Origin of the sequence: Bowmanella yangjiangensis, from assembly GCF_017255015.1 — a bacterium.
Lineage (GTDB): Bacteria > Pseudomonadota > Gammaproteobacteria > Enterobacterales > Alteromonadaceae > Bowmanella > Bowmanella yangjiangensis.
In genome coordinates this window covers 1-805 of record NZ_JAFKCS010000360.1, presented here as the reverse complement: position 1 = coordinate 805, position 805 = coordinate 1, and the positions used below count along the sequence as shown (strand labels likewise).

1 protein-coding gene is annotated in these 805 nt (G+C 70.7%); it reads right to left on the bottom strand.

From position 1 onward, the window contains the following. Nucleotides 1-655: LysR family transcriptional regulator (locus J0A65_RS24550; RefSeq protein ID WP_206596869.1), on the bottom strand; the 655-nt coding region annotated here is incomplete at its 3' end. Nucleotides 656-805: the final 150 nt, after the last annotated feature.

Sequence of the window (805 nt, the reverse complement as noted above, 5' to 3'; positions counted from 1 at the left end):
CGGTATTGCAGACCAGGCGCGGCGCAAGCTTCGTCTGCTGGTTGGCGAAGCGCCAGTCGGCGACATGCCCCGTCGAGGACGTGGCGATGATGCGATGCGCGTGCAAGGCCTGCGGAGTGTCCGGTCGGCCCCGGCGCTGCAGGTAGTCCGGCGCCGCGCAGACCAGCGGTCGCACCTGGCCCAGCGGTACGGCGAAGCCGGACGAGCTGGGCAGGTGGCCGACCACCAGCGCCAGGTCGACGCCCTCTTCCACCAGCCGTGGCAGCTCTTCACGCGCCAGGGTGGTCAGGCTGACGTCGGGAAACGCGGCCAGATAACCCAGAGCGATGGGCGTCAGCACCTGATGGATCATCAGCAACGGCAGCGCCACCTGCAGATGCCCGGCCGGGTTCGCGTGCAGCCCCGAGACGGAGCGCTCGGCCTCTGCCACGCGCTGGAGAATGCCCTCGCAACGCTCGGCGAAACCCTCACCGGCCGCGCTCGGGCTGACGCCACGCGGCCCACGCAGCAGCAGCCTGCTGTCCAGGCGCCGCTCCAGCGCGGCGATGCTGCGCATCACGCTGGCCGGCGACAGCTGCAACTGCCGCGCGGCAGCGGCCAGGCTTCCCGCCTGAACGACGGCGAGAAACACCTGCATCTCACGGTAGGGGTTCATGCCGGGGGTGGCTGGCCGGCCGCCCGCAAGGCCGGGTCGGCACGGAAGCTCGCCGCGCAGTGGTCGACGAAGGCACGCACCTTGGCCGAGTCCTGGCGACCGCCCTGTGTAATGATGTGCACCTTCAGCTCAGGTGGCTCGAAGGCCTCC